The organism is Arcicella aquatica, assembly GCF_034928825.1.
GTDB lineage: Bacteria > Bacteroidota > Bacteroidia > Cytophagales > Spirosomataceae > Arcicella > Arcicella aquatica.
The window spans coordinates 1-557 of record NZ_JAYFUL010000116.1 but is presented as its reverse complement, the minus strand read 5'-3'; the positions used below and the strand labels follow the sequence as shown (position 1 = coordinate 557).

Sequence of the window (557 nt, the reverse complement as noted above, 5' to 3'; positions counted from 1 at the left end):
GGTTTTATTAACTCATACAACTTCCCTGAACCAATCCCAGGAATACGCTTACGAATCCGTTTGATTTCTCCGAGAACCAAGTCGAATTCAAACACATTCTTCTCCATTTGCTTGATAGCCGCATACCAAGCTTGACGAGAAAACCCAAACCATGAACACATTAAACTCATACCCAGTAAAGGGTAGCGACTGCTTAATGCTTCAACGGCTTGGATGCGAACTTTTTTTTGATAGAAATATCGAATTGCTTTTCGGCGATGTCCACCAAAGTTTCCCAAGCGATGGATTTCATCCTGAGCATTTCATTCTCTTTTTCGAGCCATTTTATCTTGGCTTCTAAGTCTTTGGTTTTGTTGATTTCTGGCTTCATGGGCTTTCGTCTTTTAGGTTTTAAATATGGTAGAATTCGATGTTTAAAATACCAGCGGTTCAACTGTCGAACCCGCTTGAAATCCAGGTGCAAATCCGTCTTTAATTCCTTGGAAGATACGAATCCAGCACGGTAACTTTCGACTACTTTTCGGAGATAAAGTATCAAGTTACGATTTTTTTTATTT

The 557-nt window shown here is 39.5% G+C and carries 1 protein-coding gene; it reads right to left on the bottom strand.

Translation table 11 applies throughout. The features are described from left to right. Nucleotides 1-193 precede the first annotated feature (193 nt). On the bottom strand, nt 194-557 hold a 364-nt coding region (locus tag VB264_RS25070; protein ID WP_323254155.1), incomplete at its 5' end, for a hypothetical protein.